This is a genomic window from Ruegeria sp. BC2, from assembly GCF_056539245.1.
Map to the genome: position 1 here is coordinate 223,745 of NZ_JBQFUQ010000001.1, position 16,781 is coordinate 240,525.

16 protein-coding genes are annotated in these 16,781 nt (G+C 62.9%); 13 read left to right on the forward strand and 3 right to left on the reverse strand.

All coding sequences use genetic code 11. The features are described 5' to 3' along the window. Positions 1 to 128: 128 nt before the first annotated feature. From ACR0CU_RS01065 to ACR0CU_RS01090, 6 genes are all read left to right on the forward strand, one after another. The gene (locus ACR0CU_RS01065) at positions 129 to 1,832 is read left to right on the forward strand and encodes an NAD(P)H-dependent oxidoreductase subunit E (RefSeq protein ID WP_170444510.1); all 1,704 of its coding nucleotides are present in this window, start codon (positions 129 to 131) and stop codon (positions 1,830 to 1,832) included. Positions 1,833 to 1,843: 11 nt separating this feature from the next. Further along, entirely contained in the window at positions 1,844 to 4,627 is a 2,784-nt protein-coding gene (gene fdhF / locus ACR0CU_RS01070; protein WP_170444513.1) for a formate dehydrogenase subunit alpha, read from the forward strand. Between the two features lie 117 nt (positions 4,628 to 4,744). Continuing rightward, on the forward strand, positions 4,745 to 5,533 hold the full coding sequence (locus ACR0CU_RS01075; RefSeq protein ID WP_170444516.1) for a cyclase family protein: 789 nt from the start codon (positions 4,745 to 4,747) through the stop codon (positions 5,531 to 5,533). After that, positions 5,530 to 6,051, forward strand: coding sequence for a thioesterase family protein (locus ACR0CU_RS01080; protein ID WP_170444518.1), 522 nt, complete (start codon positions 5,530 to 5,532; stop codon positions 6,049 to 6,051). Before ACR0CU_RS01075 ends, ACR0CU_RS01080 begins: the two co-directional genes overlap by 4 nt. Positions 6,052 to 6,217: 166 nt before the next feature. Beyond that, positions 6,218 to 6,355: a hypothetical protein gene (locus ACR0CU_RS01085; RefSeq protein WP_254437515.1), complete on the forward strand. Its 138-nt coding sequence runs from the start codon at positions 6,218 to 6,220 to the stop codon at positions 6,353 to 6,355. A gap of 41 nt (positions 6,356 to 6,396) precedes the next feature. Beyond that, positions 6,397 to 6,762 (forward strand): hypothetical protein, encoded by a 366-nt coding sequence (locus tag ACR0CU_RS01090; RefSeq protein WP_170444520.1) that lies wholly within the window; start codon positions 6,397 to 6,399, stop codon positions 6,760 to 6,762. Positions 6,763 to 6,771: 9 nt separating this feature from the next. Here ACR0CU_RS01090 and ACR0CU_RS01095 read toward each other — a convergent pair whose 3' ends face one another. Then, entirely contained in the window at positions 6,772 to 6,966 is a 195-nt protein-coding gene (locus tag ACR0CU_RS01095; RefSeq protein ID WP_170357101.1) for a SlyX family protein, read from the reverse strand. A gap of 128 nt (positions 6,967 to 7,094) precedes the next feature. On the opposite strand from ACR0CU_RS01095, the gene hisS reads away from it, so the two are divergent. From hisS to hisG, 3 genes are read left to right on the forward strand one after another with little or no spacing between them, the layout of a single operon-like run. After that, positions 7,095 to 8,582 carry a histidine--tRNA ligase gene (hisS, locus tag ACR0CU_RS01100; RefSeq protein ID WP_170444523.1) on the forward strand — a complete coding sequence of 496 codons (1,488 nt, stop codon included), beginning with the start codon at positions 7,095 to 7,097 and terminating at the stop codon, positions 8,580 to 8,582. Between the two features lie 3 nt (positions 8,583 to 8,585). Then, complete coding sequence (locus ACR0CU_RS01105; RefSeq protein ID WP_170444526.1) at positions 8,586 to 9,674, forward strand: ATP phosphoribosyltransferase regulatory subunit; 1,089 nt, start codon at positions 8,586 to 8,588, stop codon at positions 9,672 to 9,674. Beyond that, positions 9,671 to 10,360, forward strand: coding sequence for an ATP phosphoribosyltransferase (hisG, locus tag ACR0CU_RS01110; protein ID WP_170444529.1), 690 nt, complete (start codon positions 9,671 to 9,673; stop codon positions 10,358 to 10,360). The genes ACR0CU_RS01105 and hisG overlap by 4 nt, the downstream gene beginning before the upstream one ends. A 2-nt stretch (positions 10,361 to 10,362) precedes the next feature. Here hisG and ACR0CU_RS01115 read toward each other — a convergent pair whose 3' ends face one another. Further along, positions 10,363 to 10,794, reverse strand: coding sequence for a DUF1489 family protein (locus ACR0CU_RS01115; protein WP_480642273.1), 432 nt, complete (start codon positions 10,792 to 10,794; stop codon positions 10,363 to 10,365). A 129-nt stretch (positions 10,795 to 10,923) separates the two neighbouring features. On the opposite strand from ACR0CU_RS01115, the gene ACR0CU_RS01120 reads away from it, so the two are divergent. The 3 genes from ACR0CU_RS01120 to rpsD all read left to right on the forward strand — a co-directional run bounded on the left by ACR0CU_RS01120 (position 10,924) and on the right by rpsD (position 14,695). Beyond that, positions 10,924 to 13,206, forward strand: a complete 2,283-nt coding sequence (locus ACR0CU_RS01120) for an adenosylcobalamin-dependent ribonucleoside-diphosphate reductase (protein ID WP_170444532.1) — start codon at positions 10,924 to 10,926, stop codon at positions 13,204 to 13,206. A 294-nt stretch (positions 13,207 to 13,500) separates the two neighbouring features. Further along, complete coding sequence (locus tag ACR0CU_RS01125) at positions 13,501 to 13,878, forward strand: hypothetical protein (protein ID WP_480642275.1); 378 nt, start codon at positions 13,501 to 13,503, stop codon at positions 13,876 to 13,878. 196 nt (positions 13,879 to 14,074) lie between these two features. Continuing rightward, the gene (rpsD, locus tag ACR0CU_RS01130) at positions 14,075 to 14,695 is read left to right on the forward strand and encodes a 30S ribosomal protein S4 (protein ID WP_093964621.1); all 621 of its coding nucleotides are present in this window, start codon (positions 14,075 to 14,077) and stop codon (positions 14,693 to 14,695) included. A 67-nt stretch (positions 14,696 to 14,762) separates the two neighbouring features. Here the strand turns inward: rpsD and ACR0CU_RS01135 are convergent, their stop codons facing one another. Next, complete coding sequence (locus tag ACR0CU_RS01135) at positions 14,763 to 15,224, reverse strand: Lrp/AsnC family transcriptional regulator (RefSeq protein ID WP_170444535.1); 462 nt, start codon at positions 15,222 to 15,224, stop codon at positions 14,763 to 14,765. A gap of 102 nt (positions 15,225 to 15,326) precedes the next feature. Between ACR0CU_RS01135 and ACR0CU_RS01140 the strand changes: the two genes are divergently transcribed. Continuing rightward, entirely contained in the window at positions 15,327 to 16,742 is a 1,416-nt protein-coding gene (locus ACR0CU_RS01140) for an aminotransferase class V-fold PLP-dependent enzyme (protein WP_170444538.1), read from the forward strand. Positions 16,743 to 16,781 lie beyond the last annotated feature (39 nt).

Below are 16,781 nucleotides of genomic sequence, written 5' to 3' on the forward strand. Positions count from 1 at the left end.
TTGTACTGCGAACGGTTTACACCACCCCGCCGCTTTTGCGGTGATAAACTGTCGTTATCGTGCCATTGGTTTTTGCGATTTGACGATATGCTACTCTGATGAGAGACGAGGCTCGATCGGAGGGCATCATGGCACCATTGGATACCAAGCCATCAGGCGCGCCAAAGGGCGTCTGGAAGTCAGGTAAAGGCAAGGGGCGACACACGCCCAAGGGACGGCAATTCACCGACGAGGCGCAGGCCGAGATTCAGCGCCTGCTGGGCGACCGCCCGCGCCGCCGCGATCTGCTGATCGAGTTTCTGCATCTGATCCAGGACACGCACGGCCATATCAGTTCCGACCACATCGCCGCGTTGGCCGTCGAGATGCGGATCGGTCAGGCCGAGATCTACGAGACCGCGACCTTCTATGCCCACTTCGACGTGGTGAAAGAAGGTGAAACTCCTCCGCCGGCCCTGACGATCCGCGTCTGCGACTCACTGTCCTGCGAAATGGCAGGCGCGCAGCAGTTGAAAAAGGCGCTGGAGGATGGGCTGGATCCGTCCGAAGTGCGCATTCTGCGCGCGCCCTGCATGGGTCGTTGCGACACTGCGCCGGTGCTGGAAATCGGGCACAACCATATCGACCACGCGACCCCTGAAAAGGTGCAGGCCGCCATCACGGCGGGCGACACCCATGCGCATCTGGCCGAGTATGAGACCTTCGCGACCTATGTCGAAAACGGCGGTTACGCCAAGCTGAAAGAACTGCGCGAGGGCGGAGACTGGGAAGCGGTTCAGGAACAGGTTCTGGCCTCGGGGCTGCGCGGTTTGGGCGGCGCCGGTTTCCCGTCGGGCAAGAAATGGGGCTTTGTCCGCATGAATGACGGCCCGCGTTACCTGGCCGTGAACGGCGACGAGGGCGAGCCGGGAACGTTCAAGGACCGCTACTACCTGGAACGCACGCCGCATGTTTTCCTCGAAGGCATGCTGATCGCCGCGTGGGCAGTCGAGGCACAGACCTGCTTCATCTACATGCGCGACGAATATCCAGCCGTTCTGGAAATTCTTCGGCGCGAGATTGTTGCGCTGGAACAGGCCGGGATCGTCGAGAAAGGCTATATCGACCTGCGGCGCGGCGCGGGCGCCTATATCTGCGGCGAAGAATCCGCGATGATCGAATCGATCGAGGGCAAAAAGGGCCTGCCGCGCCACCGCCCGCCTTTCGTGGCGCAGGTCGGCGTATTCGGCCGCCCGACGCTGGTGCACAATGTCGAGACGCTCTACTGGGTGTCCAAGATCTGCCGGGAAGGCCCGGAAATCCTAGATTCGGTTGAAAAGAACGGCCGCAAAGGCCTGCGAAGCTATTCGGTCTCGGGCCGGGTGGCGAAACCCGGCGTCTACCTGCTGCCGGCAGGGTCCACCATTCTGGACGTGATTGATGCCGCCGGGGGCATGGCCGAGGGCGACGCCTTCAAGGCGTATCAACCGGGCGGGCCGTCTTCGGGCCTGCTGCCCGCGTCGATGGACGACATCCCGTTGGACTTCGACACTCTGCAACCGCACGGCACCTTCATCGGGTCCGCCGCAGTGGTGGTCCTGTCCGATCAGGACACCGCGCGGGATGCTGCGCTGAACATGCTGCGATTCTTCGAGGACGAAAGCTGTGGCCAGTGCACGCCCTGCCGGGCGGGCTGCGAAAAGGCGGTCAAGCTGATGCAAGCCGACAAGTGGGACACCGACCTGCTGGAAGATCTGTGCCAGGTGATGGGCGATGCCTCGATCTGCGGTCTGGGGCAGGCGGCCCCGAACCCGATCCGCCTAGTCATGAAACATTTCGCCAATGAGATCTGAGGGAGACAGCCATGCTTGACGCAAGCGAAACCAAGACCGTCACCTTCAACCTGAACGGCGAAGACGTGACCGTGCCCGAGGGCACCACGATCTGGGAAGCGGCCAACGGCAAGGGTCTGGTCATCCCGCACCTGTGCCACAAACCCGCGCCGGGCTATCGCCCTGACGGCAACTGCCGCGCCTGTATGGTCGAGGTCGAGGGCGAGCGCACGCTGGTCGCCTCGTGCATCCGTCCGGCGGCCGAGGGGATGGTGGTGAAAACCGACACCGACCGCGCCGAGAAATCCCGCGCGTTGGTGATGGAACTGCTGGTGGCCGACCAGCCGGAACAGCCGCACGATGTATCCAGCCATTTCTGGGACATGGCCAAGCTGAACGATGTCAGCGACAGCCGCTTTCCGGCGAAGGAGCCCGAGAAGATCCCGCTGCTGGATGACAGCCATGTGGCGATGCGGGTCAATCTGGATGCCTGCATCAACTGCAACCTCTGCGTCCGTGCCTGCCGCGACGTGCAGGTGAATGACGTGATCGGCATGGCCGGTCGCGGGCATACCGCGCAGGTGGTGTTCGACCAGAACGACCCGATGGGCGAGTCGACCTGCGTCGCCTGCGGCGAATGCGTTCAGGCCTGCCCCACCGGCGCGCTGATGCCGGCCACCGTGCTGGACGATCAGCAGCGCGGCGACAGCAAGGATTACGACAGCGAGACCGAAAGCGTCTGCCCGTTCTGCGGGGTGGGCTGCAAGGTCAGCCTCAAGGTCAAGGACGGCAAGGTCAAATATGTCGAGGGCATCAACGGCCCCGCCAACGAAGGCCGCCTGTGCGTCAAGGGTCGGTTCGGGTTCGACTATATCCACCACCCGCACCGCCTGACCAAGCCGCTGATCCGGCGCGAGGATGCGCCGCCGAAGGGCCTGAACGTCGATCCCGCCGACTGGAGCACCCATTTCCGCGAGGCCACCTGGGACGAGGCGCTGGACCTGGCCGCCAAGGGGCTGATGAAGCTGCGGGATGAGGATCCACGCAGTGTGGCGGGCTTTGGCTCGGCCAAATGCACCAACGAAGAGGCCTATCTGTTCCAGAAGTTCATCCGGCAGGGCTTTGGCCACAACAACGTGGACCACTGCACGCGGCTGTGCCACGCCTCGTCGGTTGCCGCGCTGATCGAGAATGTGGGCTCGGGCGCGGTGACCGCGACATTCAACGAGATCGAGAACGCCGATGTGGCGATCATCATCGGCGCCAACCCGATCGAGAACCACCCCGTCGCGGCGACCTATTTCAAGCAGTTCGCCAAACGCGGCGGCAAGCTGATCGTGATGGACCCGCGCGGCGTGGGCATGCGCAAATTCGCGACCGAGATGCTGCAGTTCCGGCCCGGCGCCGATGTCTCGATGCTGAACGCGATCATGAACGTGATCGTCGAGGAAGAACTGTATGACAGCCAGTACATCCACCGCTGGACCGAGAACTGGGAGGCGGAGAAGGAGCACCTGCGCCAGTTCACCCCCGAGAAGATGGCGCCGATCTGCGGCATCGAGCCCGATCAGCTGCGCCGCGTGGCCCGGATTTTCGCCAACGCCAAGGCGGGTCTGATCTTCTGGGGCATGGGCGTCAGCCAGCATATCCACGGTACCGACAATTCGCGCTGCCTGATCTCGCTGGCGCTGATGACGGGCAATGTGGGCAAGCCGGGTGCGGGCCTGCACCCGCTGCGCGGGCAGAACAACGTGCAGGGGGCCTCGGATGCCGGCCTGATCCCGATGTTCCTGCCTGACTACCAGTCGGTCACCGACGACGCCGTGCGTGCCAAGTTCAGCCAGGTCTGGAACTCGGGCGACTTCTCGAACGAGAAGGGCTTGACCGTGACCGAGATCATCGACCACGCCTATGCCGGCAAGATCAAGGGCATGTATATCATGGGCGAAAACCCGGCCATGTCCGACCCCGACGTGAACCACGCCCGCGAGGCGCTGGCCAAGCTGGATCTGATGATCGTGCAGGACATCTTCCTGACCGAAACGGCGAACTATGCCGACATCATCCTGCCGGCCTCGGCGCTGTATGAAAAGAACGGCACGGTGTCGAACACCAACCGTCAGGTGCAGCGCGTGCGTCCCGCGGTGCCGCCGCCGGTCGAGGCGCGCGAGGATTGGGCGATCACCGTCGATCTGGCGCAGCGCATCGGGCTGAACTGGGATTACAAGGATGTCTCGCAGGTGTTCAACGAGATGAAGCTGACCATGGCTTCGCTGGACAACATCACATGGGAGCGGCTCGAGACCGAGAGCATCACCTATCCGTCTCTGTCCGAGACCGATCCGGGCCAGTCCATCGTATTTGGCGACGGCTTCCCGCGCCCCGACGGCCGTGCGAAGTTCACGCCGGCTAGCATCATCCCCCCGGATGAGGCCCCGGACGAGGAATTCCCGATGATTGCCACCACAGGTCGGCAGCTGGAACACTGGCACACCGGGTCCATGACCCGTCGTGCCAAGGTTCTGGACGCGGTCGAACCCGAGGCGAACTGTTCGATGAACCCGCGTACGCTCAAGCTGATGGGGATCGAACCGGGCGAGATGGTGCGTCTGACCACCCGGCGCGGCTCGATCGAGATCATGGTGCGCGCCGACCGGGCGATCGCCGAGGACATGGTGTTCATCCCCTTCGCCTATGTCGAGGCGGCGGCGAACATCCTGACGAACCCGGCCATCGACCCCTATGGCAAGATCCCCGAGTTCAAGTTCTCGGCCATCCGTGTTGAAAAGATCGAGGACGCCATCGCGGCCGAGTAACGACTGCCACCACTCACCAAAAGTCTGAAAGGGCGGGCCAGCGTGCCCGCCTTTTTCTTGGCTTGACAGATGCTTGCAGCCAGCCAACCCTTGGGCCGCGCAATCCCGGAGGAGTTCATGGCCCGCCGTTTCGTCGATCTGTCCGTCCCGCTGGAAACCGGCATCGTGTCGGACCCGCCGATCATGCTGCCTCAGATCGAATACATGAGCCACGACCAGACGGCCGAGCAGGTGATGGCCTTTTTCCCCGGCCTTAAGAAGGAGGACCTGCCCGGCGGCGAGGGCTGGGCCATCGAACGGCTGCAGATCGCCACCCATAACGGCACCCACTTGGACGCGCCGTACCATCACCACTCGACCATGAACCGGGGCGAGCGGGCGATCACCATCGACGAGGTGCCGCTGGAGTGGTGCATGAACCCGGGCGTGAAGCTGGATTTCCGGCATTTCGAGGATGGCTACGTCGTCACCGCCGCCGATGTCGCAGCCGAGCTGAAGCGGATCGGGCATGACCTGCGACCGCTGGATATCGTCGTGGTCAACACCTCGGCCGGCACCTGTTATGGCCAGCCGGATTACCTGATGAAAGGCTGCGGGATGGGGCGCGAGGCCACGCTGTACCTGACCGAGCGCGGCGTGCGCGTGACTGGCACCGACGCCTGGAGCTGGGACGCGCCCTTTCCGCTGACCGCGCAGGAATACGCGGAAACACATGACCCCTCGATCATCTGGGAGGGGCATCGCGCGTCGATCGAGATCGGCTATTGCCACATGGAGAAGCTGACCAATCTGGAAAGCCTGCCGCCCACGGGGTTCGAGATCTCGTGCTTTCCGTTCAAGATCAAGGGCGCCTCGGCCGGGTTCATCCGCGCGGTGGCGATCTTCGAGGAGGACGACGGCGAATGACCCCGCAATCCAAACCCTTGGGCGGCCATGACGGCCCGTACCCCGCACCGGTCGAAATCACCGGTTTCACGGTCCGGCCCGACTGGATCGACTATAACGGTCACATGAATGTGGGGTATTATGGCGTGGTGTTCGATCTGGTCTTTGAACGGCTGCTGGTCGATCATCTGGGCTTGGGCGAACCGCAGGTCGCGGCGCTGGAGCAGGGGCCGTACATCCTGCAGTCGCACCTGCATTTCCTGCGCGAGGTTCGCGAGGGCGAGGCGCTGGTGTTCCGGTTTCGGATGCTGGACGCCGATCACAAGCGTGGTCACTATTTTGCGCAGATGGTGTCGGCCGAGGATGGCGTGGTCTGTGCCACCCAAGAGGCCCTGGTCATGAATGTCAGCCACACAACAGGCCGGTCGGTACCCTATCCGGACTGGGCTGCGGCGCGGCTGGCGCGAATGGTGTCCGACCATTCCGCATTGCCCCCCGAGCCGCAGATCGGCAGACCAATCGGCATTCGGCGCAACTAGCCCAGGGATGGCCATTGTTGCCAGAATTCCAGGAGCGGGCTACGCTGACCACCCGGTTCGGGCTTGGTCACGGGAGGGCAACCAAATGTGGATCTTGAGGAAATGCGCACAGGCGCCAGCCTGTATATTGGCGGCATCGCTGATCGTCTTGCCTGCGTCAGCCGCTTTGGCAGACAAGAAGAAGGAAGAAGATGCGCTGAAGGGCGCCCTGATTGGCGCCGGCGTCGGAGCGTTGATCGGAGATGGCAAAGGCGCGGCCGCAGGTGCGGTTGTCGGTGCAATCATAGGGGCAAACCGCAAGTGACGGGGGTGTCCATGATTGACCGCCTTCAGAAAGGAGCCCTGATGCGACTGCTTGATTTCAAACCTGTTCTGGCTGGCTTGATCCTTATCCCGTCCATCGGCACGGCGGACGAGGCCGCAGACCAGATGGCGCAAGACGCACTTCCGCTGATGTACCATACCTGCGCTTCGGTCATCGAAGAGGCTGATGGGAATGATGAATACGTTTTCGACGTCGTCAGAAAGATGACCGCTCTTTCACTGTACAACCGTCAGGTTAATATCGAAGATTTTGCATCCTCGGACGAAGAAAAGGCCAAGCTGCGTGAGGCTTTTCTTTCAGCGTTGACCGAAGGTTGCGCAGGCGATGAGGATGCCCTGTTGGGTGGTGTCGTCGACGATGCCGTTAGATCAACGCTTGGGCTGTAGGGGCTGGGCTCAATAGTGCGGTGGGCGCTCGTCGCCCAGAATGACTCCGCCGGATCCTTCCTGCGCACGTTCGGCTTCGCGCTGCATCAACATCGCCACGCGGCGGGTCAGGCGGTCGATTTCGTCCTGCTGCTTGGCGACCACCATGCTCAGGTCATCCACGGTGCGGGTCAGATGGGCAATTTTTTCTTCCAGATGCTGCATCGCTGGGGCTCCTGTGATCTGGTGCGGTCATACCGCTGTGGCGCGCGCAATGCCAGCGCTGGCTTGCCCCGACCCAGACCATGGGATAGACCGCGCGCGCAAGTGATGAAATCCCAAGGACGCCCCACATGGCCAAGCCCAAGAAACAGCCCCGCCCCAAGGCCGTCACGCCGAAAGGGTTCCGCGACTATTTCGGCCAGGAAGTCACGCAGCGCACCGAGATGCTGCGGACGATTGCGGACGTCTATCATCGCTATGGGTTTGACGCGCTGGAAAGCAGCGCCGTGGAAACGGTCGAGGCGCTGGGCAAATTTCTGCCCGACGTCGATCGCCCGAACGAAGGCGTGTTCGCCTGGCAGGAGTTTGACGAGGGCGGCAACGGCGACTGGATGGCGTTGCGCTATGATCTGACAGCACCTTTGGCCCGGGTCTATGCCCAGCACCGCAACGACCTGCCCACGCCCTATCGCCGCTATGCGATGGGGCCGGTCTGGCGCAACGAAAAGCCGGGGCCGGGGCGGTATCGCCAGTTCTATCAGTGTGATGCGGATACTGTGGGTACGGCTAGTATGGCCGCCGATGCCGAAATCTGCTCCATGCTTTCCGACACGCTGGAGACCGTGGGCATCCCGCGCGGCGACTATGTGGTGCGGGTCAACAACCGCAAGGTCCTGAACGGCGTGCTCGAGGCCATGGGCCTGAGCACGGACGCGGCGGCGCGCGATGACGTTCTGCGCACCATCGACAAGTTCGACAAGGTGGGCGAGCAGGGCGTGCGCGAGTTGCTGACCAAGGGCCGGCTGGACGCCTCGGGCGCGTTCATCGATGGTGTGGGCCTGTCCGACGATCAGGCCGAGCCGGTGATCGCCTTCCTGACATCCAAGGCTGATGACGCCGCCGGAACGCTGGCTAACCTGCGCGCGGCCGTGGGCGACAGCAAGATCGGCGCCGAAGGCATCTCCGAGCTGGAACAGATCGGCGAGCTGCTGGCCGCGGGCGGCTATGGCGCCGATCGCATCCAGATCGACCCCTCGGTCGTGCGAGGGCTGGGATACTACACCGGTCCGGTCTACGAGGCCGAGCTGACCTTCGAGATCTTCGACGAAAAGGGCCGCAAGCGGCAGTTCGGGTCGGTCTCGGGCGGCGGGCGCTATGATGATCTGGTGAAGCGTTTCACCGGACAGGAGGTGCCCGCGACGGGTATCTCGATCGGGGTCGACCGGTTGCTGGCCGCGCTGCGCGAGAAAGGTCGGATCAAATCACATGACACCGGGCCGGTCGTCGTGACCGTGATGGACCGGGACCGCATGGCCGACTATCAGGCGATGGTGGCCGAGCTGCGCAATGCCGGCATCCGCGCCGAGGTCTATCTAGGCAACCCCAAGAATTTCGGCAATCAGCTGAAATACGCGGACAAGCGGAACTCGCCTGTCGCGGTGATCGAGGGCGGGGACGAGAAGGACCGCGGCGTGGTTCAGATCAAGGACCTGATCCTGGGCGCCAAGATCGCCGAAAGCGCCACGCTTGAGGAATGGAAGGAACGCCCCAGCCAGTTTGAGGTGCCGCGCGCCGATCTGGTCGCCAAGGTGCGCGAGATTCTGGACAGTCAGGACTGAGCCATGCCCAACCGATCCCAGATCCAGGCCCGGGCCGCGATGATGCGCGTGCGCTTCGAAGCCGCCGGGGCGCAGGTCGTCGACCCGCCGCTGCTGCAATCGGCCGAGACGCTGCTGGACCTTTATGGCGAGGATATCCGCGCGCGCGCTTATGTCACCTCGGACGCGCTGCGCGGCGAACAGATGCTGCGCCCGGATTTCACCCTGCCGGTGGTGCAGATGCACATGCGCGACGGGGCCGAACCGGCGCGCTATACCTATTCGGGCGAGGTGTTCCGCCGTCAGGAACATGACCCCGACCGCGCCAATGAATACTTCCAAGTCGGCTACGAGGTCTTTGACCGCGACGATCCGGCAGGGGCCGATGCCGAGGTGTTCTCGCTGTTTGCCCTGCAATTGCGGGGCCTGCCGCTGCGCGCGGCGACCGGCGACATCGGCATTCTGACCGCGGCCGTACAAGGCCTGCGCACCTCCGACCAACGCAAGGCCGCGCTGATGCGCCACCTATGGCGTCCGCGCCGGTTCCGGTCTCTGCTGGACCGGTTCGCGGGCCGCAAGCCCGAGCCGGACCACCGCGCCGCTTTGCTCGCGGCGGCCGACCCGATGGCCTGCGACGCGCCGATGATCGGCAAGCGCCGGCCGGCCGAGATCGCCGCCCGTATCGACGCCCTGCGCGCCGACCGCGACACGCCGCCGATTTCCGATACGGAGATGGCCGGGCTGGATTCGTTGCTGGGCGTGCGCGAGACCATGCCCTATGCGCTGGAGCATCTGCGCGACATCGCGGTCGATCTGCCCCAGATCACCCCCGCCCTGGACCGGCTCGAGGCGCGGATCGCCGCCCTGCAGGCGCGTGGCGTTGATGTCGGCAAGCTGGATTTCGAGGCCTCGTATGGGCGCACCTCGATGGAATATTACGACGGGTTCGTTTTCGGTTTCTACGCCGAGCGCCGCCCCGACCTGCCGCCCATTGCCACCGGCGGGCGCTATGATGCGCTGACGCGGCGGCTGGGCAACGGGGCCGAGATCCCGGCGGTGGGTGGCGTGCTGCGCCCCGACCTGATGCTGGAAATCGAGGAGGCGGGCCAATGACCCTGAAGCTGGGCGTGCCGTCCAAGGGGCGGCTGATGGAGAAAACCTTTGCCTGGTTCGCCCGCCACGGGATCGAGCTGTCGCGCGCCGGGTCCGACCGGGAATACGCAGGCAAGGTAGACGGGATCGAGGATGTCTCGCTGATCCTGCTGTCGGCCGGAGAGATCCCGCGCGAGCTGGCTGCCGGGCGGATTCACCTGGGCGTGACAGGCACCGACCTGGTGCACGAGAAATTGCCGCGCTGGGAACAGCAGGTTGAAGAAATCGCACCGCTGGGCTTTGGCCAGGCCGATCTGGTGATCGCAGTTCCGGCCTGCTGGGTCGATGTCGAGACGCTGGATGACCTGGATGCTGCCGCCGCCGCCTTCCGCGCCACGCATGGGCACCGCCTGCGGATCGCCACCAAGTACCACCGTCTGGTGCGCGAGTTCCTGACCGATTCCGGGGTTGCCGACTATACGCTGGTCGACAGCCAGGGGGCGACCGAGGGCACGGTGATGAACGAAACCGCCGAGGCGATTGCCGACATCACCTCGACCGGCGAGACCCTGCGCGCCAACCACCTCAAGATTCTGTCAGATGGATTGATCCTGCAATCGCAGGCCACTTTGTGGCGCAGCCGGGTTGCGGAGTACGGCCCCGCGGAAAAGGCCGCCCTGGCAGAAGTGATGCGCCGTCTGGGCTGAGGTCAGAGCACTCCGATTTCAGCCAACGCGCGGTTCAGATCCTCGGGCAAGGCGTCGTCCTGCGCGCGGCTTTCGGGCAGGTCTGCGGGGCTGTCTTCGGGTTTCAGATAACGCCAGCCCTGAAACGGCCGTTTCTGCGCGCCCTGGGTGCGGTGGACCTGCGGGTCCAATACGATGGCACAGCGGCGGATGCTATCCTCACCCGTCACTTCGTCCAGCCTCAAAATGCGCTGGCGGCACTGGATGACACCCTTGATGACCCAGAAGATCGAGCCACCGTTCAGAATCTCGGCGTCGCGCTTGGGCCACATGCGGGTGATGTGGCGGGGCAGGCCGTCCGCGAACCGCCGGCGATAGCTGTCCTGCCAGGCGATCAGGCTGTCCACGCTCTCGGACCCGACCGAGAGTTTCACGAGGTTGATGTACTTATCCACAGCTTTCCCACAGAGTCGTCCCACGGACCTTCTTTATATTGTAGCTTACCGTTGCGCGCTATCAAGCTGTTGTGGTTCGGCGCGGGTTTGGGCTAATCTGGATGCCTCTTTCAAGACAGGGAATCACCAATGAGCCGCTTTGCCGCCCCCATCGCCGAGCAGATCTGGGACATGAAATACCGCTTCAAGAAAGCGGATGGCACGCCGATCGACAAGTCGGTCGAGGATACGTGGCGGCGGATTGCGCGCGATCTGGCACGGGTGGAAAAGGACCCCGCGCACTGGGAACAGAAGTTCTACGAGGCGCTTGAGGACTTCAAATACCTGCCCGCCGGGAGGATCACGGCCGGAGCAGGCACCGCGCGGCAGGTGACCCTGTTCAACTGTTTCGTCATGGGCACGATCCCCGACAGCATGGGCGGCATCTTCGACATGCTGAAAGAGGCCGCGCTGACCATGCAGCAGGGCGGGGGGATCGGCTATGATTTCTCGACCATCCGGCCGCGCGGCGCGGATGTGCATGGGGTGGCCGCCGATGCCTCGGGGCCGCTGTCGTTCATGGATGTGTGGGACGCGATGTGCCGCACCATCATGTCGGCCGGCTCGCGCCGGGGCGCGATGATGGCGACCATGCGCTGCGACCACCCGGATATCGAACAGTTCATCACCGCGAAATCCGACCCGGCCCGGCTGCGCATGTTCAACATGTCGGTGCTGGTGACCGATGCCTTCATGGAGGCGGTCAAAGCCGATGCTTCGTGGGATCTGGTCTTTGACGGCAAGGTCTATCACACGGTGCAGGCCCGCGATCTGTGGAACAAGATCATGCAGGCCACCTATGACTATGCCGAGCCGGGCGTGATCTTCATCGACCGGATCAACCAGGCCAACAACCTGAGCTATGCCGAGACCATTGCCGCCACCAATCCGTGCGGGGAGCAGCCCCTGCCGCCATATGGCGCGTGTCTGCTGGGCTCGATCAACCTCGCGCGATTGGTAGCTGAACCTTTTGAGGATGCGGCACACCTGGATGAGGCCGCATTGCAGGATCTGGTCGCCACCGCCGTACGCATGATGGACAATGTGGTCGACGCGTCGAAATTCCCGCTGCCGGAGCAGGCGGCCGAAGCGCAAGCCAAACGCCGCATCGGGCTGGGTGTGACAGGTCTGGCCGATGCATTGTTGATGAAGGGCCTGCGCTATGGCTCGGACGAGGCGGCGCGTCAGACCGAGCGCTGGCTGCACGCGATCGCCCGCGCCGCGTATCTGGCGTCGGTGGACTTGGCCAAGGAAAAAGGGGCGTTTCCCGTGTTCGATGCCGAGAAATATCTGGCCAGCGGCACCATGCAGCAGATGGATGACGATGTGCGCGAGGCCATCCGCGAGCATGGGATCCGCAATGCTCTGCTGACCTCGATCGCACCCACCGGGACGATCTCGCTGTATGCGGGTAACGTGTCGTCGGGGATCGAGCCGGTATTTGCCTATGCCTACACCCGCAAGGTACTGCAGAAAGACGGGTCGCGCACCGAGGAAGAGGTCGTGGACTATGCCGTGCAGATGTGGCGCGACAAGTTCGGAGACGTCGAGCTGCCCGACTATTTCGTGAACGCCCAGACCCTGACCCCGGCCGAGCATGTCAAGATGCAGGCAGCGTCCCAAAAATGGATCGACAGCTCGATCTCGAAGACGATCAACTGCCCCGAGGACATCTCGTTCGACGCCTTCAAGGATGTGTATATGCAGGCCTGGGATCAGGGCTGCAAGGGCTGCACCACCTATCGCCCGAACGACGTGACCGGTTCGGTTCTGACCGTCTCGGAAAGCGACGACAAGGTGCCGGGCGAGAGCGCCGATGCCCCGCACGAGGTGGACGGCGGCGACGTGATCTACATGTCCGAACCGCTGGACCGGCCGCAATCGCTTGAGGGTTCGACCTACAAGCTGAAATGGCCCGACAGCGAACACGCGATCTATTTGACGATCAACGACATCGTCATCGGTGGCCGGCGGCGTCCGTTCGAGGTGTTCATCAACTCGAAGAACATGGAGCATTACGCTTGGACGCTGGCGTTGACGCGGATGATCTCGGCCGTGTTCCGGCGCGGGGGCGACGTGTCTTTCGTGGTCGAGGAACTGAAGGCCGTGTTCGACCCGCGCGGCGGGGCCTGGGTGCAGGGCAAGTACATCCCCTCGATCCTGGCGGCCATCGGCGGCGTGATCGAGCAGCACATGATCGCGATCGGGTTCCTTGAGGGGGAAGGGATGGGGCTGAAGTCCGACCCGCAGGCGCAGGTGGTCAACATGGATGCCCCACGCGGCAAGGCCTGCCCGTCCTGCGGCCAGTATGACATGGTGATGATCGAGGGCTGCATGACCTGCCGCAGCTGCGGACACTCGAAATGCGGTTGACGAGTGCCACATAACTGTCGTTAAAGTTGTATTGTGTTTTGCCGGAGTCTCAATTTGATTTGACTCTCCGGCAACATTCTCGTGAAAGCTGCAATTCCGTCTCTTTTCGGCCGGATTCATCATTGATACACCGCTAGTGTACGGGGTGATGAGTTTGAAAGGTCGGGCGGGCAGATGACAGCCGGGTATAACGGTCGCATAGCAGTATTTTGGTCCCAAACGGAAATTGACGGGCTTGAAGCAGCGCCTGTGGCAGATTTGGCCATTGGAGCATCTTGGTCGTGGCATGGGTGCATGACGCGCTTGCCGGACTGTAACGCGGAATATTCCGTTCAGACTGGACATGATCAGGCGTTGATGGCGCTGGCCGGGCATTGCCCCGAAGCCGCAACGCTGAAGCCGATCGCCACGCTTGCAGTTGTCTCATTGACGAATGGGGCGCAGACCTACGAGGCCGAGTTGACGTTGGTCGAGGGTCAGAAAGACGCGGTTTTTCTGTTCCAAAATGGCTGCCCCGCGCGGGGCCAGGACTTCTGGGTATGCGCCGTCGAAGAATATGCCGACGCAAGCCAGTCGGATGCGGGCAATGTTGTTTCCTTCCCCACGCATCGCAGTTCAACGGAGCAAACGTTGGTTCTTGCGCCGCATATGGCTGCGACCGCCGCTGAATAGGCCGCCCATTCCTTGGGAACTATTTTTTCGTCCACGCATCGCAGCGTGTTGACTCTGGTCTGTTCGCAGATATAAGCGCGGCTTCATTGGTGTTGGTGGCCCCCGCAAGGGGATGCCTGTCATGGGGGAAACCTCAAGAGGACAACGCCCTTCATAGTGGCCTGTCAGGGCCTCGACCTTAAGAAGGAGATCAGCCGTGACCAAACGCACGTCTGCCAAGCACAAAATCGACCGCCGGATGGGCGAAAACATCTGGGGTCGCCCGAAATCCCCGGTCAACCGTCGTGAATACGGCCCCGGCCAGCATGGTCAGCGCCGCAAAGGCAAGCTGTCGGACTTCGGTCTGCAGCTGCGCGCCAAGCAGAAGCTGAAAGGCTACTACGGCGACCTGACCGAGAAGCAGTTCCGCCGCATCTATGCCGAAGCCGTACGTGTGAACGGCGACACCGGTGAAAACCTGATCGGCCTGCTGGAGCGCCGTCTGGATGCTGTCGTCTACCGCGCCAAATTCGTGCCGACCGTGTTCGCCGCGCGTCAGTTCGTGAACCACGGCCACGTCAAAGTGAACGGCAAGCGGGTGAACATCCCCAGCTACCGCGTCAAGGAAGGCGACGTGATCGAGGTCCGCGACAAGTCCAAGCAACTGGCCGTCGTCCTGGAAGCCGTTGGCCTGGCCGAGCGTGATGTTCCGGATTACCTGGAAGTCGACCACTCGAAGATGACCGCGACCTTCGTGCGCACCCCGTCGCTGGGCGACGTGCCGTACCCGGTCATGATGGAACCGAACCTGGTCGTCGAATTCTACGCGAAGAACTGATCTTCGCAGACAGTTTTAGAAAACGGGCCGTACCTGCGAAGGTGCGGCCCTTTTTCATGGCAAGCACTCAGATCGGCAAAGGGCGGTCTTCTGCGATCGCCTCCATCGCGAAATACGAGGTCACGCTGTCCAGTTCGACCTTCTCGATCAGGCGCTGATAGACTTTGTCATAGGTCGCCATATCCTGTGTCACGACCCGTAGCTGATAGTCGTAGTCGCCGCCGATCCGGTGGAAATCCACGACTTCCGGTATGGTCAGGACATGGCTGCGAAAGGCCTGCAGCCATTCGGCCGAGTGGTGACGCGTGCGCAGCATCACGAAGACCACCAGGTTCAGCCCCAGTTTTTCGCGCGTGATCCGGGCCGTCGACCCTGTCAGGACGCCTGCGTCGTTCAGCGCCTTCAACCGCCGCCAGCAGGCGTTTTGCGACAGGCCGACTCGCTCGGCCAGTTCGCGCTGGGAAAGGGTTGCGTCCTTTTGCAGTTCGCGCAGGAGGCGCTTGTCAATTTGATCTATCTTTTCATTCATTCCAGATCATATGACCCAAAAATTTAATAATTCAAGCAAAGATAGGTGAAGTTTACTCAGATCAAGTAGATCATATTGGAAATGCAATATGGAGCCAATGACATGACCCTGTCCCATTTTCGTGCAGAAATCCAAGCCGCCACTCACAATTCGACCCTGCGCGACGGGCTGATCGGAGAGAACGTTCTGATCCCGGGTCTGCATGGGGACGTGCCGCTTGTCTACGCGGACTACGTTGCCTCGGGCCGCGCCTTGCGGCAGGTCGAGGATTTTGTGGCCCAGCATGTGTTGCCTTTCTATGCGAACAGCCACACCGAGGCCTCCTATTGCGGCTCCTACATGACGCGACTGCGCCGCGAGGCGCGCGCGGAAATAGCCCGCATCGTTGGCGCGAGGGGAGATGACGCGGTGATCTTCACCGGGTCCGGTGCCACTGCGGGGCTCAACCGGCTGGTCAGTTTGATGGGAGTGCAAGAGGCTGACCAGCCGGTTGTCTTGATCGGCCCGTACGAGCACCATTCGAACATCCTGCCCTGGCGCGAGAGCAAGGCGCAGGTCATCGAGATCCCCGAAGGCCCCGAGGGCGGGCCGGACATGGCGGTGCTGGAGAAGGCGCTGATCGAGCATTCGGATTCGGATCTGGTGATCGGGTCATTCTCGGCGGCGTCGAATGTCACGGGCGTGATCACCGACCCTGAACCGGTGACACGGCTGCTGAAACGGCACGGGGCGCGCGCGGTCTGGGATTATGCCGGGGGCGGGCCCTACCTGCCGATGGATATGGGGCCGGACGATGCGCGCAAGGATGCCATCGTCGTGTCTCCGCACAAGTTTCCGGGCGGGCCGGGGGCTTCGGGCGTTCTGATCGTGAACCGGGGCGCCGTGCGCCGCACCTGTCCCAGCTGGCCGGGCGGGGGCACGGTCAGCTTCGTTTCGCCCTGGCGCCACGACTACAGCACCGATCTGGCCACCCGCGAAGAGGCCGGAACCCCGAACGTGATCGGAGATATCCGCGCGGCGCTGGCCTTTATTGTCAAGGATGCCGTGGGTACCGACGAGATCGCCCGGCGCGAGGCGCTGTACAACCGCATGGCGCTGGATGGGTGGCGTGACAACCCGAACCTGACCCTGCTGGGCGTGGACCACCCGCACCGCCTGCCGATCTTTTCCTTCCTAGTGCGCGACACTGCAGGGCAACCGGTGCACCAACAGCTGTTCACCCGGATGCTCAGCGACATCTACGGCATTCAGGCGCGCGGCGGGTGTGCCTGCGCGGGCCCCTATGCGCATCGGCTGCTGGGCATCGACAAGGCGGCCTCAGAGGCGCTGCACGCGGCGTTGTCGGCCGGAGAAGAGATGAAGAAACCGGGTTGGGTGCGGCTGAACTTCTCGTACATGATGACCGAGGACACGGTTCAGTTCATCATCGACAGCGTCAACGACCTGTCGCACCGTACGCAGGAATACGCCCCGTTCTACGCCGCCGATCCGGCAACCGCCCGCTTCAAGGCGGCGTGACGGAATTGCCGCTTTTCCCAAGGCTTTGAGACCTGTATG

Excerpts from the sequence above, each read along its gene's own strand:
- fdhF (WP_170444513.1), top strand. The coding sequence starts at position 1,844 with ATGCTTGACGCAAGCGAAACCAAGACCGTCACCTTCAACCTGAACGGC.
- hisG (WP_170444529.1), top strand. The coding sequence starts at position 9,671 with ATGACCCTGAAGCTGGGCGTGCCGTCCAAGGGGCGGCTGATGGAGAAA.
- ACR0CU_RS01090 (WP_170444520.1), top strand. The coding sequence starts at position 6,397 with ATGCGACTGCTTGATTTCAAACCTGTTCTGGCTGGCTTGATCCTTATC.
- ACR0CU_RS01140 (WP_170444538.1), top strand. The coding sequence starts at position 15,327 with ATGACCCTGTCCCATTTTCGTGCAGAAATCCAAGCCGCCACTCACAAT.
- ACR0CU_RS01080 (WP_170444518.1), top strand. The coding sequence starts at position 5,530 with ATGACCCCGCAATCCAAACCCTTGGGCGGCCATGACGGCCCGTACCCC.
- ACR0CU_RS01120 (WP_170444532.1), top strand. The coding sequence starts at position 10,924 with ATGAGCCGCTTTGCCGCCCCCATCGCCGAGCAGATCTGGGACATGAAA.
- ACR0CU_RS01075 (WP_170444516.1), top strand. The coding sequence starts at position 4,745 with ATGGCCCGCCGTTTCGTCGATCTGTCCGTCCCGCTGGAAACCGGCATC.
- ACR0CU_RS01065 (WP_170444510.1), top strand. The coding sequence starts at position 129 with ATGGCACCATTGGATACCAAGCCATCAGGCGCGCCAAAGGGCGTCTGG.
- ACR0CU_RS01095 (WP_170357101.1), bottom strand. The coding sequence starts at position 6,966 with ATGCAGCATCTGGAAGAAAAAATTGCCCATCTGACCCGCACCGTGGAT.
- ACR0CU_RS01125 (WP_480642275.1), top strand. The coding sequence starts at position 13,501 with ATGACGCGCTTGCCGGACTGTAACGCGGAATATTCCGTTCAGACTGGA.
- ACR0CU_RS01135 (WP_170444535.1), bottom strand. The coding sequence starts at position 15,224 with ATGAATGAAAAGATAGATCAAATTGACAAGCGCCTCCTGCGCGAACTG.
- ACR0CU_RS01105 (WP_170444526.1), top strand. The coding sequence starts at position 8,586 with ATGCCCAACCGATCCCAGATCCAGGCCCGGGCCGCGATGATGCGCGTG.
- hisS (WP_170444523.1), top strand. The coding sequence starts at position 7,095 with ATGGCCAAGCCCAAGAAACAGCCCCGCCCCAAGGCCGTCACGCCGAAA.